Source organism: Burkholderia sp. LMU1-1-1.1 (genome assembly GCF_040675865.1).
GTDB lineage: Bacteria > Pseudomonadota > Gammaproteobacteria > Burkholderiales > Burkholderiaceae_D > Rugamonas.
Window position 1 is genome coordinate 252,433 of sequence record NZ_JBEGHG010000034.1, and the last position, 15,168, is coordinate 267,600.

Below are 15,168 nucleotides of genomic sequence, written 5' to 3' on the forward strand. Positions count from 1 at the left end.
GGGTTAGAATGCTGCCATGATGCCCACTATTCTCAAATGGTTACGCTATCTCAGCCACATCCTTGGCTTCGAGACGGCCGATTCCTTCCCGCCCGGCCACCCCTACGAACGCACGCGCTGGAACGGCGCCTATTTCGACATCGCCTCCGACGTCAAACCCGACCAGATCGAGAGCCGCCTGTGCGACGCGATCAGCAACACGCCGCTGGTGTTCGGCTACATCACCAATCCCACGCCGCGCATGCAGCGCACCTTGCTCGCGATGCTGGAAGAGCGCATGCGCAACAACCGTGGCCGCGCCAGCGAACTGGCCGTGCTGCTGGTCAACGCTTACGACAGCCCGCACATCACCGAAATCATCCCCGGCCTGCGCGCGGCCATCGCCGGCACGCGTCAGGACGACATGGGCGAGCGCGCCCGCAGCGTCATGGCTTTCCTCGGCTCGACGCAATCGCCGTTCGACGTGATCGAGATGAACTAGGCCGCCACCGCTTCAGGTGCCACCTTCGGCCGGGCGAAGTTGCCAGGAACGAAGCGGTCGCGCAATTTCATGAACGGCGTCTCCACCAGCAGGAACAGCAGCCAGCCGGCCAGGATACTGGCCAGGCTCATGATGGCGATCGCCTGCCATGAGTCCGGCCCCCAGCCATAGCCGCGCAGCGGGACGCGCAGCAGCACGCACAGCTGCTTGTGCGTCAGGTAGATCGCGTACGACCACAGCGCGATGCTGGCCGCGCCCGGCACGCGCCAGCGCTGCAGCAGCGATCCGGGGCTCAGCGCCGCGATCAGCAGCAACGTAAAGCTCACGCCCAGCATCGGATAACCGATCACCGTCATCATGTAGCCGTAGTGATCCTCCAGGAACATCGACCAGGTCAGCGCCAGCAGGCCGGCGCCGGCGGCCAGCGCCCAGTTGCCGCGCGACGTGACAACCTTCCAGGCGCCCGCATGATAGTTTTTCATTAGCGCCAGCGCCACGCCGAACACCAGCTCGTCAAAGCGGCACCACGAGGCGTAGTAGATATTGGTGTAGTAATAGAGGCCGCCGACGCCCGCCTGCTCGTTCCACAAATAGCCGCGTACGGCCATGCCGGCCAGCAGGCTGCCGATCACCGCCACCCACGCCCACAGCAGGGACTTGCGGCAAGCAGCAATCAATAACGCGACCGCCGGCAACAGCACGTAGAACTGCTCCTCCACGCACAACGACCATGCGTGCGAAAAGGCCGTGCCCGGCGTCAGCTGGATATTTTGCGTGAAAGTGAGGAACTTCCACAGCGGAGGCAACACGGCGTCGCCGCGCCAATACGGCCACAAGGCATACAGCGCCAGCACGAAATAGAAATTCGGCAGCGTGCGCAGGAAGCGCCGCGCGTAAAAGCGCGGCAACGAAAACCGCTCGGGTCCCGTCTGCTGACGCCGTATTCCCGACAGGATCTGGTTGCCGATCAAATAACCGCTCAGCGCGAAGAACAGGTCCACGCCGGTCCAGCCGATCTCGCTCATCCAGCCGAAGGTCGGGCCGAAGCTGACAAAGATCATGTAATGGTTCATGAACACCAGAACGATCGCAAGCGCGCGCAAGGTGTCGAGCCCGGAATTGCGGCCGTGGTCGCGGCCAGTAAGCTGAAGATTCATCCCCCGCATCTTACAGCGCCGCGCCGTTTTCCCAAAGTCAGGGCGAGATCACCATCACCAGCATCTGATCGGCCAAGGTCAGCACGGCGGTGCAATCCTCGGCGATCGCGTAGTTCTGGCTGTGCGTCGAATAATAACTGGTCGCGCCCAGGCAAATACAATCGATCGCCGCGCTGATGCGGGTGCTGATGGTGTACGCCGGTAGCATCAGAGCCGGCGCGGTGACGAACTTGAGCACCACGTCCTGCCCGGTGTTGTTCAGGAAGACGGTCTTGGACGGCTTGACGGTCTTGAGCGTCGGTACTTCGGTAAATTGTATGGTCGCCACTACAGCACCCTGAATAAACCGGTTGGCAGGCCGTCATTGCTACGGGCCAGATCAACATGGATTTTCTTGCCGTCATCGACGGGCAGTACGCTGGGAGAGAGTTGCCGGAGGTTGTAGCCAGCATAGCCGCCGCTCAATACGGCCGCCCCCTCCGATGGCGAGAGCCAGCTCAGCGACGCCAGACCGCTGGCAACAATGGCCTGGCAAGTGGCGGCGGAGCCATAGATGCCGATCTGATAACGCGGCTCGCCCGGCCGTGCCGCGTTGAACGCCTGATTGACGCCTTCGAAATAGCGCGTGATCGGACCGGCGATATCCTCGGCGGTTGGATGGCAATCGACCTCGAAGTAGATGGCCGAACCCGATGGCTGCGTAATGACCGATTGCGCCATCAGATACGCGGCGGCGCCGTCTGCCAATCCCTGCGCCCGGCTGAACGAATGCAAATGCGCGCCGATGGTCTCCCATACCACGCCGATCTGGATGCCGGCGTCGGTCAGCGCCCTGGCCTCGGCCAGCGACAAGTTCTTGCCGGCCTGATGACTGTAGTAGCGAATCGCAAAATCGATTCCCTGTTGCTTAATTGGTATCGCGTGCTGGGTCAGCTCGAACGGCGCTTTCACACCGGTTAAAACAATCATGGGACCTCCGTGGGATGCAGGGTGATATCGGAATTCATGTTCTTTGGGCCGGCTCGGCAACTTCGATGCTGACCTGATAACCATCGTCCGGCACCAGGATGCGCAAGGGATTTTGCTGGCCTTCGACCTCGTAATAATCACTCAGCCGATTGCGCAACCGCGCCAACTGGACTGCGGCGGCCAGATCCATTCCAAAACCGGAACCCGACCTTGGACGGTTGCCGGGAGTGATCGCCGCATTCCCGCCTTGATACTTTTGGTTACTAATATCCCGGACCAAACGGTCTAGTAGCGCGCAGCAACGCTGTGACGCGGCGAAGGTGCGACTGACCGCAATGCGGCGCAGCTCTGCACGCACATCGTCCGGATGGGGAGCGAATGCGGCGCCGGCATACCGGCCGCGCGAAGACACAACAGTGAGAGCAGAATGTTTAATAGTTTCCCCAGCCTAATGTTAATATTCACTAAAGGTACAGATTTGAAACAACTGTACTCATTAGCTATACAAATGGCCTTCTGGAAACCTTCGGATCGCTAACTCGTTGATTTAAAAGTTGTTATTCATAGGCGAAGAAGGTTAGTGTGAACCGTAAAAGCTTCCGTTTTGGTCAGTGGCGCGTCGATCCGGCCACCAACACGCTCAGTTTTGGTGTGCTCAGCCGGCAGCTGGAACCACGCGCGATGGATGTTTTGTTACATTTCTGTAAGCATCCGCACGACGTGGTCTCCGCCGACGAGCTACTGGACGCCTGCTGGGGCGACACCCCGGCCAGCGACAACGCGGTTCACAAAATCATCACGCAGCTTCGCCGGGCGCTCGACGACTCGGCCGCCGAGCCGCGCTATATCGAAACTATTCGTAAGCGTGGTTACCGTCTATTAGCGGAGCTCAGCTACGACGACGACGTCAGCAATGGCAGCTGGCTGCACGCCTCCCCGTTCCGGGGACTGGAAGCTTTCGAGGAACAACACGCCGCCATCTTCTTCGGCCGCAAGCTCAGCGTTGACCAGTTGGTACAGGTGGTGGTGGCCCAGGTCCAAGCGGCGTGCTCGATGGTGCTGGTGCTCGGCCCGTCCGGCGCCGGCAAGACCTCCCTGGTCCAGGCGGGACTGATTCCCGCGCTCAAGGCGGGTGCCGCGCCGGCGGAATCCGGGCTGGCGATCAGCGACCACGTTCAGCTTGATTGCGCCGACATGGGCCAGTCCGGTCTGCTGGAAACGCTGGCCAGCGTGTTGCTCGATGCGGAAATCGACGACCGCCTGCTATTTGAAAACACCAGCGCCGCCGCCCTCGCGCAATACATGGCGCAGGATTTGCCGGGTTTGATCGAACAGTTGCAAAAACGGCTACCAACGATCCGGCTGGCGGTTTTCATCGACCGTTTCGAAGCCATCTTCCGGCTGCCACATATAAGTGAACAAGAGCGCGCCGTCTTCATCAACGTGCTGGACCAACTGGCGCGCTCCGGCTGCGTGCTGCTGGTTTTGGCATGCCGCAACGATTTCTACCCGTACTTGACAACCTACCCCGCGCTGATGGGCATGAAACTGCGCGGCGGCCACTTCGACCTGACGCCGCCGGGCAGCGCCGACATCGCGCAAATCATCCGCCATCCGGCGCAGGTGGCACAGCTACGCTACACGGTCGACGGCCATGGCGAAAGCCTGGACGAACTGCTGATCAACGCCGCCAAGGCCGGGCCGGACACGTTGCCGTTGTTGCAATACTGTCTGCAAGAGTTGTATCGTCAGCGCAGTCCCGACGGCGAGCTTAGTCACAAGGCTTACCACGACATGGGCGGCCTGGAGGGCGCCATCGGCGCGCGCGCTGAACAAGTGATCTCGGAGTTAGGCGCTTCCCAGATCGCCGCCCTACCCCAACTCTTGTCGCGGCTGGTACTCGTCGCGGAAGACGAATCGACAGTGACTTCGCGCCGAGTGCCATGGTCGACGCTGAGCGGCGATGATGAAACCAAACTAGTTCAAGCATTGGTCGACGCCCACCTCTTCGTTAGCGATCTGCACGGAGGCGCGCCAGCATTTGGCATCGCACACGAGGCGCTACTACGCCGCTGGCCGCGCGTAGTCGCATGGATCGACGAACACCGCCAGGCGCTACAAACGCGTAGCCGCATCAGCGCTCAAGCCAAACGCTGGCAAGACAGCGGCCGCAAGCGTGACATGCTGCTCCCATCCGGGACCCAAGCAAATCAGGCGCGCCAATTAATAAAAACAACGGAATTCAGCTTCACCCAACAAGAGCAGGATTTCGTCCATGCCTCGCTGGTGGGCGTGCGCCGTGGTGAACGACTGCGGATGGGAGTCATGATCGCCATGGCAAGTTTGGTAGTTCTGGCCGGCGGGCTGGGCATAGCTGCGCGCTCATCCCAAACGCGAGCAGAAACACATCGCGCCGAGGCCGAAGGACTTATGAGCTACATGCTGGGAGAATTCGTCGATAAATTGAGGCCTCTAGGTAAGCTGGAGCTACTTGACAGCGTCAGCACCCGTGCACTCGCATACCTGTCAAATGTCGAGCGCCTCACTGACAACGGCACGGATGCGGAACAGCGCATAAAGTCCTTGCAGCTAATTTCAGAGGTAAGAGTCGCGCGTGGTGATCCCGCTGGGGCGGAAGCCGCGCTTCTAGCTGCGCGAGAAATCATCAAAAAACTACTGAACACGGACCCGACGAACGCAAAAATTCTTAAAAGTGGAGGGGAAAATGCGTTTTGGCTGGGGCAAATACAACTGAATCAGACGGACTGGCTGAGGGCAAAAAAATACTTCCAGGAGTATCGTGACTTTAGCGACCGTAGGGCTGCCAAGGAGCCCCTAGACGCAGACAGCTGGATAGAGCAATCATTTGCTCATAACAGTTTAGGAACAGTGGCCCTAGGAACCGGTGAAGTTGCACAGGCCGCAAATGAATTTTCGCTATCCGTTGAGTTCAAGAAAAAAGCTAGTAAACAAAAACCGGACGACAAACAATTAGTCGCTGACTTGGCGGATAGCCTATCTTGGCTTGCCAACGCGCAGATGCAATTGGGAAAGCTCACCCAAGCTGAAACGTTGTATTCCCAGCAACTGGAATTACTGCAGAAACTGCATATCTCAAGTCCTAACGATACAGTTTGGGCAAAAGAGCTCGCCGAGGCTTGGTCTCGTCAGTCAGAGGTGAAACAAGCTTTGGGAAATTTGTCGGCTAGTCACGAATCAGCGCAACAAGCTTACAAACTGCACAAAGAGAGTGCGGAGAAGGACCCAACCAACCGCAATTGGCAACGACTGCTGTATCTTTCTGAACTGCGCCTGTTTGATACGCAGCCACAACCACTGCCGCCGAGCGAGAGTATCGCCCGCTTAAACAAACTGTATGATGGTTTGTTGGAATTAAGAAAAGTTGACCCCACAAGAGTAAATTTGCAAGTTTCCCTTGCAATGATCCAGCACCGGAAAGCAGAAGTCCTCTTAAAAACTAAACAATATCGTCCTGCCGAAGATCAGTTACACCCCGCAATTATCGATCTCGAGGGCCTGTATAAAGCATCGCCCAATGATCAGCTCATCCGCAACACTTGGATTGATGCCTTGCTGTTGAACGCCGACTTGCCGAAGGACGCCGCAGGAGCGCAGGTTGACAGCTGCAAGATCGTCCAAAACATACTTCAGCCGATCTTAAAAAACAATGAGGATTTCCAGGTGTTAGCGCCCTGGGTCAAAGCACACTCATGCCTAAACGAAACTGCAAAGGCTCAGGCTGCAGTAAAAACTCTGGATAAAATTTCTTACCGCGATCCGAACTATCTGCATTACATTTCCACCCACCCACTGAAAAGGTAGCACCATGACTGATAGCAACAAGGAAATCCTCGGCGGCGCCATAGCAGCAACTCCGTTTATTAATGTACTGGTTTGGGTCAAATCACTGGGCGATGGCGAATATCAGGTCCGCTGTGAGCCACATGCGTTAAAGGTCATGCAGGCAGACACCGTCATTAATTATCAGATTGTTGAAACTTACGGTCAGAACATCATTTTTAGCGGACTTGACGTGACTCCTAAAGATGTCCACCAAATTAGCGACCCGTCGATCAGCAAAAGCGGGAAACTGTTGACTGTAAGTGACGCTAACACTTACAACGGATGGCTCAGTCTGTTTTTGGAATTTACAGACAAGACACTTGGGCGGTCATTTAAACATGACCCTCAAGTGCGCAATGAGACAAAAGCATAACCCTTTTTAGCTGCAACGCCGATTCCGGGACTGTTTCCAAACAGTCCCGGCTATCATCCTGCAAGACTTCTCAGATGATTCTCGCCCATCAATTGCAATTCAAATCCACCGAATACAGCGGTCAGCACCCCGGCACGCGTCTGATCGTCACCGGCGCCGTCCACGGCAACGAAACCTGCGGCACCAAGGCCATCCAGCGCGTGATGCGGGAACTCGACAGCGGCGCCCTCGTCATCCGCAACGGCGCCGTCACCTTCGTACCCATCGCCAACCCGCTGGCCTACGCCAAAGGCGAACGCTTCGGCGACCGCAATCTGAACCGCAATCTTTTCCCCAACGAGAACCCGCAGGATTTCGAGGACCGCGTCGCCAACTGGCTGTGCCCCCTCCTCGCCCGCCACGACGTGCTGCTCGACTTGCACTCGTTCAAGGCCTCCGGCGAACCGTTCGTCATGGTCGGCCCGCGCAACAACGACGGCCCGCTCGAACCCTTCCAGCACGAACAACAGGAACGCGCGATGGCGCGCCGCCTCGGCGTGCGCCGCTTCGTCGACGGCTGGCTGCGCACCTACGGCGCCGGCGTGCAACGCCGCCTGCGCGGCGACAGCCAATTGGAAACCGTCCTGCGCTACGGCATGGGCACCACCGAATACATGCGCAGCACCGGCGGCTACGCGCTGACGCTCGAATGCGGTCAACACACCGATCCGCAAGCGCCCGAAGTCGCCTACCGCGCCATCATGAACACCCTGGCCTTCCTCGGCCTGATCGACGCTCCCTCGCCGCAGCCGATCGCCGACGAGGCGATGGAGGCGCTGAGCATGGTCGCCGTCTACGACAAGGTCAGCGCGGACGATACCTTCACCCGCGCCTGGTCAAGCTTCGATCCAGTCCACAAGGACGAGCAGATCGGCACGCGCGCCGACGGCACGCCGGTGCTGGCCGAGTTCGATGGCCGCATCCTGTTCCCCGACAGCGCGGCCGGCGCCAACAGCGAGTGGTACTACCTCACCCGCGCCAATCCGGGCTTCTGACGCTGAAGATCAGGTGGTGGTGAGCTTGAGCCCGATGATGCCGCCGACGATCATAGCGATGCACGCGAGCCGCACCGCGCTGGCCGGCTCGTCCAACGCGACGATGCCGTAGATCACCGTGCCGACCGTGCCGATGCCGGTCCAGATCGCATAGGCCGTGCCCAGCGGCAGCGTGCGCAGCGCCAGACCCAGCATGCCTATGCTGCCCAGCATCGCGGTCAAGGTCCACAAGGTCGGCATCAGCTTGGTGAAGCCGTGTGTGTATTTGAGTCCGACCGCCCATGTGACCTCCAGCAGGCCGGCGATGATGAGGATGATCCAGGTCATTGCAACTCCAGTTCGCGTGAGCCGAAACTATAACAGTTGCAACAAAATTATGCCCACGCAGGTCTTGCCTCGGGGATAATCAGCGCTCAACTATAAAAAAGGAGCGACCATGCTTTTACTGGCCCAGATCGTCACCGCCGTCGTGGCACTGATACATATCTATATCGTCCTGCTGGAGACGGCGCTGTTCGAGACGCGCGGACGCAAGGTCTTCGGCCTGAGCAAGGAAAAGGCCGACATCGTGCGGCCAGCCATGTCCAACCAGGGTTGCTACAACGGTTTTCTGGTCGCCGCGCTGGTGGTCGGCTTCGTCCATCCGAACCCGGCGATCGCGTCGGCCTTCACAGTGTTCGGCCTGTGCTGCGTGGCCGTGGCCGGCGTTTGGGGAGGCCTGACGGTCAAGCGCAGCATCCTGCTGATCCAGACGCTGCCGGCGGTGATCGCGCTGACGCTGCATTTCGCCGCCTGAGTCCGACCGGCACCTCTCTCCAAATGCAGATTGTCATTTCGTTCACAACCGTGGAACAATCGCTGGACATCTGCACCGGGAGACGCTCATGCAACACGCCAGTTGTACACCGATCGAACCGGAGCTTGCGTTCGGCCCCTACCGGCTGGCGCCATCCAGCCGAACCCTGTCCAAAAACGGTCAACCGGTACCGCTGAACGGGCGCGCCTTCGACCTGTTGCTGGCCCTGGTCGAGCGGGCTGGGGAAGTCGTCAGCAAGCAAGAATTGATCGCCCGCGTCTGGCCCAGCACGGTCGTTGAGGAAAACAATCTGCGCGTGCATGTTGGCACCTTGCGCAAGGCGCTCTCCGGCGATCCGAACGGCCTTCGGTATATTGAGAACGTCGTGGGCCGGGGGTACAGTTTCGTCGCGCCAGTGACCCTTCCCGCCCACACCGCCACGATGCAGCGTAACCCGCCGCCGCGCGACATTCTCGGACGCGACCCAACCCTCAAACAACTGACGACGCTCTGCCACCAGCATCAGTGCGTCACCATCGTCGGTGCGGGCGGCATCGGCAACAGCACAGTCGCGCTGATGGTAGCTGAGGCGCTGACGCCGATCTTCGGTACGCGTATCTACTTTGCAGACGTCGCTCCGGTCACCGACGACCGAAAAACTCGCCGCCGCCGAGGCCACGGCGTGCGGCGGCGATGACATCCTCTCATTACGGCTAGTCCATCAGGGCTTGAGCGAGGTCCGCGCACCGCTAAGTATTCAGGCCGCCGCCGCGCCGCCGAACGGTTTGCGGGCGAGCTGATTCAGCCGGCGCACCTGCAAGGTCGCGCCGATGACGAACAGCACGAACATCGCGCCGGTGATGACCTTGAGCTCGGGCGCCTCGGCGTTCGGCAGGATCGGCGCGCCCATCGGCACGCGGGTCAAGGTCTCGGTCACTGCGGGAATCATGTGGAAGAAGAACGTCAGCGACAGCAGCACCGTTTGCAGCGCCGCTCTGGCGGCAACCTTCCACGCCACGGCCAGCACCACCAAGGTGATCACGCCGAGCGCGTGCGGCTTGCCGAAGCCGCCATGCTGGAAAATGCCGAAGCCGGTCAGGCAGGTCAGGATCGTCATGACCAGATAGGTCTTGCCGGCGCCGTTGCCCAGGTCGATGCGCTTGTCGCGGACAAAGCCGACGATGCCGGCGCCGACGGCGACCAGGCTGATGAGTGTATGGATAACGCCGAGTGTGGTCAGGCCGAACATGGTGCACTCCTTCGTCGCGGGGATCGGGGGTGGGACCATGTTAGGCGCACCGCATCGGGCGGCGCGAGTAAAACAATATAAAAAGATATAAACCGGTGCGTACCGGTGCTCAGCTCCCCAGCGGCGGCTTGACGACGGACATGCTCGGCAACGTGATGGTCTGCACCACCACCGGCGTGGTTTCGGTCTGCGGCCGCGAGCCGCTGCCGCGCAGCGCCAGCAGCCAGCCGATGCCGTCGAACCAGAACGGCGCGCCCAGCGACGAGGCGAAGGCGGTGACGATCCAGCCCATCAACGCGAACGCCAGCGCGCCGAGGAAGGCCGCCATGCCCTTGCCGGCGGCGGCGTCAAAGCGCGACGACGGCCAGCCGATCGGCAGCTTTTCCACCATCTGCCATTCTTTTTTGGCGATGGCGGCCTGCTCCAGCGGCGTGGCAGCCGGCGCGCCGGCGACTGGCGGAACCGGCGGCTTGACGCGGCCGCTGGCGACGCCGTCGGCGCCCTGCTGCGCCAGTTGGGCCGCCACTTGGTCGTCGCCCCACAGGCGCTTGCTCAATTCGATCGCGTCGATGTTCATCGAGGCGGCGTAGAACAGGCCGACGCAAAACAGCACCAGCTGCGAGCGCCGCTTGTACCAGCCGGTGATGCGCTCCATTACAGTTTCGTACCAGATGCGGACGGCGTTTTCCAGCGCGGCCACATCGTCCGGGCCCTCGCCCATGATCGCCAGCAGCGTTCGGGTCAGGCCCTCGTTGCCGACCTGCGCCAGCAGCATCGCTGCCGTCTGCGTCTTGCCGTATTTGGCCGTCAGGGTCGACACGAAGGCGCGCGCGAAAATGGTCGACGGAATGTACGACGGCATGCGGCCCTGCTGCGCCATGCCCTGGATCAGCGGATGCGCCATGACTGCGGCCGTCAGCGACCCGGCGCCCAGCTTGTCGAGGCCGAAGCCGGTGTCGACGCGCAGCAGCCGCATGATCGATGGGATAATGCCGCGCAGGCGCGGTTTGCCGGCGGACTCGTGCAGCATCGTCAGCACGCCGTCGAGCAGCACCTTGGCGCGGGTCTGGAACAGCGAGGCGATCGCCTCGCGCGTCGCGCTGCACAGCAGGCTGACCGCGAGGAAGGTGTACGACAAGCCGATGGCCACATCCAGATAATGACTCGACATACAGCCCCCGTTAAAATTTGGTCAATGTTCCAGTAACATAAAGGATTTTTCGGCCGCAAGCCAGCCGCAAGCACGAATTTCGTTTATATCGTAAGATGCCGATATTGAAATCGGAAAAAAGCGATACATATATCGTCATAAGACGATTTCATTTTTTGACCCAGGTGAACCTCAGATGGACATAGACGCGATACACAAGGCCCTTGCCAACCCGATGCGGCGCCAGATTCTGGCGTGGCTGAAGGATCCGGAGCAGTACTTCCCGGATCAGGCGCACCCGCACAAGTTCGGCGTGTGCGCTGGCCAGATCGACCATCGCGCCGCGCTGTCGCAATCGACCGTGTCGGCACACTTGTCCATTCTGCTCAAGGCCGGCCTGATCACGTCTCACCGGGTCGGGCAATGGAACTACTTTAAACGCGATGAAGCGACCATCCAGGCCTTCATCGACCAAATGACACTATAGGAAATTCGACATGGCTAACCTCTTCGACCCGATCACCATCGGCGACCTTACGCTGAAAAACCGCATCATCATGGCGCCGCTGACGCGCGCCCGCGCCATCGGCGGCGCCCGCGTGCCGAACGCGCTGATGGCCAAGTACTACGAGCAGCGCGCCAGCGCCGGCCTGATCCTGAGCGAGGCGACCTCGGTCACGCCGCAGGGCGTGGGCTACGCCGACACCCCGGGCCTGTGGTCGGACGAGCAGGTCGAAGGCTGGAAGGAAGTGACGGCGGCGGTGCACAAGGCCGGCGGCGTGATCTTCGCGCAGCTGTGGCACGTGGGCCGCATCTCCGATCCGGAGCTGCTGAACGGCGAAGCACCGGTGGCGCCAAGCGCGATCGCGGCCGAAGGCCACGTCAGCCTGCTGCGTCCGATGCGCCCGTATTCGGTGCCGCGCGCGCTGGAAACGGAAGAACTGGCGGGCATCGTCGCCGCCTACAAGAAAGGCGCGGAAAACGCCAAGAAGGCCGGCTTCGACGGCGTGGAAATCCACGGCGCCAACGGCTACCTGCTCGACCAGTTCCTGCAAGACAAAACCAACCAGCGCACCGACAACTACGGCGGCCCGATCGAAAACCGCGCTCGCCTGATGCTGGAAGTAACCGATGCCTGCATCGAAGTCTGGGGCGCCGACCGCGTCGGCATGCACCTGGCGCCGCGCCGCGACTCGCACGACATGGGCGACTCCGATCCGGCGGCCACCTTCGGCTACGTCGCGCGCGAACTGGGCAAGCGCAAGATCGCCTTCATCTGCGCGCGTGAAGCGGTGGGCGAGGACAGCCTGGGACCGTTGCTGAAGAAGGAATTCGGCGGCGTCTACATCGCCAACGAAAGCCTGGACAAGCAGAGCGCGCAGAAGCTGCTGGATGCCGGCACGGCCGACGCCGTCGCCTTCGGCAAAGCGTTCATCTCGAATCCGGATCTGCCGCGCCGCCTGCAGACCGAAGCGCCGCTCAACGAGTGGAAGCCGGAGACGTTCTACGGCCAGGACGGCGTTGGTTACACCGACTACCCAGCCTTGGCGTCGTAATTCGGGCGGGCCGCTGGCGGCTCGTGGCGGATTACGCTACGCTAATCCGCCACGAGCCGCCAACGGCCCAAACCATCAACGCGGCTGGGTGTAATTGACCGGCACGTACTGATACCCCTTGCCATGCGCGCGCACGTGGCCCAGCCCCGGGAACGACAGGTGCGCCGCACCAATCAAATAGCCACCCTTGGCGGCGGCTGCGAACGCTTCCTTGCGCTGGGCGATGGCGATCGTGCTGTCGCTGTCGAACTCGATGCCCACGCCGGGATCGTCAAACTGCACGCCCTGCACGTGCAACAAATCCCCCAGCAACACGAGCTTCTGCCCCTTGCTCTCGATCACGTAGGTGATGTGGCCTGGCGTGTGTCCGCCGTTGAAGTAGGACTTGATCCCCGGCACCAGCTCGGTGTTGGCGACGATGGCCTGGAACTTGCCGGCCTTAACGTACGGATTGATCGACAACATCGCCCCCAGGAAATCGTCCTTGCCTTCCGGCGGCGCCTTGTCCAGATTGGCCTGGCTCAGATAGTAATCCGCGTCGAGCTTGCCCGCGCGGACGATGGCGTTCGGGAATACGCGCTGCTCGTTGCTCGCCAGACCGCCGAGGTGGTCGCCGTGCATGTGCGTGATGTAAATCTCGTCGACCTGCTCCGGCTTGTAGCCAGACGCCTTCAGGTTGCCCAGCAACTGCCCCAACGTCGGGCCGAACAGGCTGGCGGCGCCCGCGTCGATCAGCACCAGCTTGCTGCCCGTATTGATCAGGAAACCGTTGACCGACGTTTGAATCGGGCTCTTCTCGAACACCTTGGCCAGCGCCGCGTCGGTCTTGGCCGGCGGCTGCTTGAGCAGCTTGTTGACCGGCAGGTCCAGCGTGCCGTCGTTCAGCACGGTCACTTCGAAGTCGCCGAGGGTGGTGCGATAAAAGCCCGGCGCCTGGAACTTGGCCATCGGCGCCGCGGCCTGGGCCGCTGTGGCCGGGAAGGCGCCTACGATGGCCACGGCGAAGGCGGCACGTTGGAATTTAGTCGAGATCATGGCTGCCCTTTTTTTTGAGAATTATCAGGACCGCTACAATACCTCAAATGCACTAATTTGTGCCGGCCCGTGGCAAATCCGCGCCGCCGGCCGCAAAAACCTATCGACAAAACACCGCCCGTCGCCTATGATGAATAATAATCATTCTCATTTAAATGCAGCCGGTGTCCGTCGATCAGCTTACCTCCAATCCCGTCGAAACTCTCTACCTTGATCACCACACGTGGCTGCGCGGATGGCTCCAGCGCAGGCTGAACAACAGCAGCGACGCCTCCGACCTGGCCCAGGATACCTTCGTCAACGTCATCACGACCGGCTATGCGGGCGACATCCGCGAACCGCGTCCCTTCCTCGCCACCATCGCCCGCCGCCTGCTGGCGCACCGCCACCGCCGCCATCTGCTGGAGACCGCCTATCTGGAAGCGCTGGCCGCCCTGCCCGACGCCCACATACCGGCCCCGGAACAACGCCTGATGGCGATCGAGGCGCTGCAGGAAATCGACCGCGCGCTGGACGGCCTGCCGCGCGCCGTCAAGGAAGCTTTTTTGCTGGCGCAACTCGAAGGCTTGACCTATGACCAGATCGCCGCGCGCCTGCGGGTGTCGGCCAGCTCGGTGAAGCAATACCTGACGCGCGCCGACCGACAGGCCCTCGAGGTGGTCGGCGCGCGGCTGCGGGGCTTGCATGGAGCGGCGGCCTACCGCGCCCTCTCCCCGGTGGCGACCGACCGGCGCAAGACGATGGCGCTGCTGTTGGGCATCGGCGTGGCCGGCGCGGCCGGCGCGCTGGCTTTCCGTTCGGAGCCCTGCCAACGGCTGGCCGCCGACCTGCACACCGGCGTCGGCGAGCGCCGCGCGTGGACCTTGTCGGATGGCACGCGCCTGATGCTCAACACCGCCAGCGCGGTCAACATCGAGTTCGACGGCCGGCGGCGGCTGCTCAAGCTGGTCGCCGGTGAAATCATGATCGTGACCGGCCATGCCGAGGCCGGCATCGAGCGCCCTTTCCTCGTGCAAACGGCCGACGGCCGCGTGCAAGCGCTGGGCACGGCCTTCACCGTGCGCCAGCTCGCCGGCCAGACCGAAGTGAGCGTACAGAAAGGCGCCGTGCAAGCCACGCCCGCCGACGCGCCGCGCGACGCGCGCATGCTGCGCGCCGGGGAGCGGACGATCTTCTCGGCGACGCGGATCGCGGCGCCCACCCCGGCCGCCGCCGACAGCACCGCCTGGACCCGGGGCGCCATCGTCGCGGACAATATGCGCCTCGCGGATTTCCTCGCCGAACTGGGCCGCCACCGCCATGGCGTGCTGCGTTGCGATCCGGCGGTGGCCGATTTGCGCTTCTCCGGCGTGTTTCCGCTCACCGATACCGGCGCGATCCTGTCCATGCTGCCGAACTCCCTGCCCGTCCGCATCAGCTCGCGCACGGCGTATTGGGTCACCGTCGAAAAAAAATAAAACTTTTCCTGCCCGATTTACTTTCTCGCGGCACCTATCAGGTAAGC

General features: G+C 61.5%; 17 protein-coding genes. 9 read left to right on the forward strand and 8 right to left on the reverse strand.

The genetic code is table 11. From position 1 onward, the window contains the following. The first annotated feature begins 16 nt into the window (after nucleotides 1-16). Nucleotides 17-481 (forward strand): hypothetical protein, encoded by a 465-nt coding sequence (locus MRBLMU1_RS22515; protein WP_315212648.1) that lies wholly within the window; start codon nucleotides 17-19, stop codon nucleotides 479-481. Here the strand turns inward: MRBLMU1_RS22515 and MRBLMU1_RS22520 are convergent. Genes MRBLMU1_RS22520 through MRBLMU1_RS22535 form a run of 4 tightly spaced genes read right to left on the reverse strand, consistent with a single transcriptional unit; the run spans nucleotide 478 to nucleotide 2,797 of the window. Continuing rightward, on the reverse strand, nucleotides 478-1,638 hold the full coding sequence (locus MRBLMU1_RS22520) for an acyltransferase family protein (protein ID WP_363506034.1): 1,161 nt from the start codon (nucleotides 1,636-1,638) through the stop codon (nucleotides 478-480). The genes MRBLMU1_RS22515 and MRBLMU1_RS22520 overlap by 4 nt on opposite strands. A gap of 37 nt (nucleotides 1,639-1,675) precedes the next feature. Beyond that, nucleotides 1,676-1,966 carry a hypothetical protein gene (locus MRBLMU1_RS22525; RefSeq protein ID WP_363506037.1) on the reverse strand — a complete coding sequence of 97 codons (291 nt, stop codon included), beginning with the start codon at nucleotides 1,964-1,966 and terminating at the stop codon, nucleotides 1,676-1,678. Further along, nucleotides 1,966-2,607 (reverse strand): DUF1906 domain-containing protein, encoded by a 642-nt coding sequence (locus MRBLMU1_RS22530; protein WP_363506040.1) that lies wholly within the window; start codon nucleotides 2,605-2,607, stop codon nucleotides 1,966-1,968. Before MRBLMU1_RS22530 ends, MRBLMU1_RS22525 begins: the two co-directional genes overlap by 1 nt. Before the next feature lie 34 nt (nucleotides 2,608-2,641). Then, entirely contained in the window at nucleotides 2,642-2,797 is a 156-nt protein-coding gene (locus tag MRBLMU1_RS22535) for a hypothetical protein (RefSeq protein ID WP_363506043.1), read from the reverse strand. Between the two features lie 392 nt (nucleotides 2,798-3,189). Between MRBLMU1_RS22535 and MRBLMU1_RS22540 the strand changes: the two genes are divergently transcribed. The 3 genes from MRBLMU1_RS22540 (at nucleotide 3,190) to MRBLMU1_RS22550 (ending at nucleotide 7,878) form a co-directional block, all read left to right on the forward strand. Beyond that, nucleotides 3,190-6,450 carry a winged helix-turn-helix domain-containing protein gene (locus MRBLMU1_RS22540; protein ID WP_363506046.1) on the forward strand — a complete coding sequence of 1,087 codons (3,261 nt, stop codon included), beginning with the start codon at nucleotides 3,190-3,192 and terminating at the stop codon, nucleotides 6,448-6,450. A 4-nt stretch (nucleotides 6,451-6,454) separates the two neighbouring features. After that, complete coding sequence (locus MRBLMU1_RS22545) at nucleotides 6,455-6,844, forward strand: hypothetical protein (RefSeq protein ID WP_363506049.1); 390 nt, start codon at nucleotides 6,455-6,457, stop codon at nucleotides 6,842-6,844. 74 nt (nucleotides 6,845-6,918) lie between these two features. Then, entirely contained in the window at nucleotides 6,919-7,878 is a 960-nt protein-coding gene (locus tag MRBLMU1_RS22550; protein ID WP_363506052.1) for a succinylglutamate desuccinylase/aspartoacylase domain-containing protein, read from the forward strand. A gap of 9 nt (nucleotides 7,879-7,887) precedes the next feature. Here MRBLMU1_RS22550 and sugE read toward each other — a convergent pair whose 3' ends face one another. Continuing rightward, nucleotides 7,888-8,205, reverse strand: coding sequence for a quaternary ammonium compound efflux SMR transporter SugE (gene sugE, locus MRBLMU1_RS22555; RefSeq protein WP_363506055.1), 318 nt, complete (start codon nucleotides 8,203-8,205; stop codon nucleotides 7,888-7,890). A 109-nt stretch (nucleotides 8,206-8,314) separates the two neighbouring features. Here sugE and MRBLMU1_RS22560 point away from each other — a divergent pair, with 109 nt between their 5' ends. Together MRBLMU1_RS22560 and MRBLMU1_RS22565 are read left to right on the forward strand one after the other, a co-directional pair. Further along, nucleotides 8,315-8,674 (forward strand): DUF1304 domain-containing protein, encoded by a 360-nt coding sequence (locus MRBLMU1_RS22560; RefSeq protein ID WP_363506058.1) that lies wholly within the window; start codon nucleotides 8,315-8,317, stop codon nucleotides 8,672-8,674. Nucleotides 8,675-8,762: 88 nt separating this feature from the next. Further along, entirely contained in the window at nucleotides 8,763-9,371 is a 609-nt protein-coding gene (locus MRBLMU1_RS22565; protein WP_363506061.1) for a winged helix-turn-helix domain-containing protein, read from the forward strand. A gap of 60 nt (nucleotides 9,372-9,431) precedes the next feature. On the opposite strand, the gene MRBLMU1_RS22570 is transcribed toward MRBLMU1_RS22565, so the two are convergent. Together MRBLMU1_RS22570 and MRBLMU1_RS22575 are read right to left on the reverse strand one after the other, a co-directional pair. Next, entirely contained in the window at nucleotides 9,432-9,923 is a 492-nt protein-coding gene (locus MRBLMU1_RS22570; RefSeq protein ID WP_363506069.1) for a hypothetical protein, read from the reverse strand. 109 nt (nucleotides 9,924-10,032) lie between these two features. Then, nucleotides 10,033-11,094, reverse strand: a complete 1,062-nt coding sequence (locus MRBLMU1_RS22575) for a hypothetical protein (RefSeq protein ID WP_363506072.1) — start codon at nucleotides 11,092-11,094, stop codon at nucleotides 10,033-10,035. A gap of 175 nt (nucleotides 11,095-11,269) precedes the next feature. On the opposite strand from MRBLMU1_RS22575, the gene MRBLMU1_RS22580 reads away from it, so the two are divergent. Continuing rightward, nucleotides 11,270-11,560 (forward strand): ArsR/SmtB family transcription factor, encoded by a 291-nt coding sequence (locus MRBLMU1_RS22580; protein WP_090321461.1) that lies wholly within the window; start codon nucleotides 11,270-11,272, stop codon nucleotides 11,558-11,560. Between the two features lie 10 nt (nucleotides 11,561-11,570). Then, nucleotides 11,571-12,629, forward strand: coding sequence for an alkene reductase (locus tag MRBLMU1_RS22585; RefSeq protein WP_363506075.1), 1,059 nt, complete (start codon nucleotides 11,571-11,573; stop codon nucleotides 12,627-12,629). A 75-nt stretch (nucleotides 12,630-12,704) separates the two neighbouring features. On the opposite strand, the gene MRBLMU1_RS22590 is transcribed toward MRBLMU1_RS22585, so the two are convergent. Further along, nucleotides 12,705-13,664 (reverse strand): MBL fold metallo-hydrolase, encoded by a 960-nt coding sequence (locus MRBLMU1_RS22590; RefSeq protein ID WP_414646108.1) that lies wholly within the window; start codon nucleotides 13,662-13,664, stop codon nucleotides 12,705-12,707. A gap of 164 nt (nucleotides 13,665-13,828) precedes the next feature. Here MRBLMU1_RS22590 and MRBLMU1_RS22595 point away from each other — a divergent pair, with 164 nt between their 5' ends. Continuing rightward, nucleotides 13,829-15,121, forward strand: coding sequence for a sigma-70 family RNA polymerase sigma factor (locus MRBLMU1_RS22595; protein WP_363506078.1), 1,293 nt, complete (start codon nucleotides 13,829-13,831; stop codon nucleotides 15,119-15,121). Nucleotides 15,122-15,168: the final 47 nt, after the last annotated feature.

What these genes read in the sequence shown, in the direction of transcription:
- MRBLMU1_RS22565 (WP_363506061.1), top strand. Translation starts at nt 8,763, where the DNA reads ATGCAACACGCCAGTTGTACACCGATCGAACCGGAGCTTGCGTTCGGC.
- MRBLMU1_RS22550 (WP_363506052.1), top strand. Translation starts at nt 6,919, where the DNA reads ATGATTCTCGCCCATCAATTGCAATTCAAATCCACCGAATACAGCGGT.
- MRBLMU1_RS22535 (WP_363506043.1), bottom strand. Translation starts at nt 2,797, where the DNA reads ATGGATCTGGCCGCCGCAGTCCAGTTGGCGCGGTTGCGCAATCGGCTG.
- MRBLMU1_RS22520 (WP_363506034.1), bottom strand. Translation starts at nt 1,638, where the DNA reads ATGAATCTTCAGCTTACTGGCCGCGACCACGGCCGCAATTCCGGGCTC.
- MRBLMU1_RS22580 (WP_090321461.1), top strand. Translation starts at nt 11,270, where the DNA reads ATGGACATAGACGCGATACACAAGGCCCTTGCCAACCCGATGCGGCGC.
- MRBLMU1_RS22545 (WP_363506049.1), top strand. Translation starts at nt 6,455, where the DNA reads ATGACTGATAGCAACAAGGAAATCCTCGGCGGCGCCATAGCAGCAACT.
- MRBLMU1_RS22515 (WP_315212648.1), top strand. Translation starts at nt 17, where the DNA reads ATGATGCCCACTATTCTCAAATGGTTACGCTATCTCAGCCACATCCTT.
- MRBLMU1_RS22575 (WP_363506072.1), bottom strand. Translation starts at nt 11,094, where the DNA reads ATGTCGAGTCATTATCTGGATGTGGCCATCGGCTTGTCGTACACCTTC.
- MRBLMU1_RS22570 (WP_363506069.1), bottom strand. Translation starts at nt 9,923, where the DNA reads ATGTTCGGCCTGACCACACTCGGCGTTATCCATACACTCATCAGCCTG.
- MRBLMU1_RS22530 (WP_363506040.1), bottom strand. Translation starts at nt 2,607, where the DNA reads ATGATTGTTTTAACCGGTGTGAAAGCGCCGTTCGAGCTGACCCAGCAC.
- MRBLMU1_RS22585 (WP_363506075.1), top strand. Translation starts at nt 11,571, where the DNA reads ATGGCTAACCTCTTCGACCCGATCACCATCGGCGACCTTACGCTGAAA.
- MRBLMU1_RS22590 (WP_414646108.1), bottom strand. Translation starts at nt 13,664, where the DNA reads ATGATCTCGACTAAATTCCAACGTGCCGCCTTCGCCGTGGCCATCGTA.
- MRBLMU1_RS22560 (WP_363506058.1), top strand. Translation starts at nt 8,315, where the DNA reads ATGCTTTTACTGGCCCAGATCGTCACCGCCGTCGTGGCACTGATACAT.
- sugE (WP_363506055.1), bottom strand. Translation starts at nt 8,205, where the DNA reads ATGACCTGGATCATCCTCATCATCGCCGGCCTGCTGGAGGTCACATGG.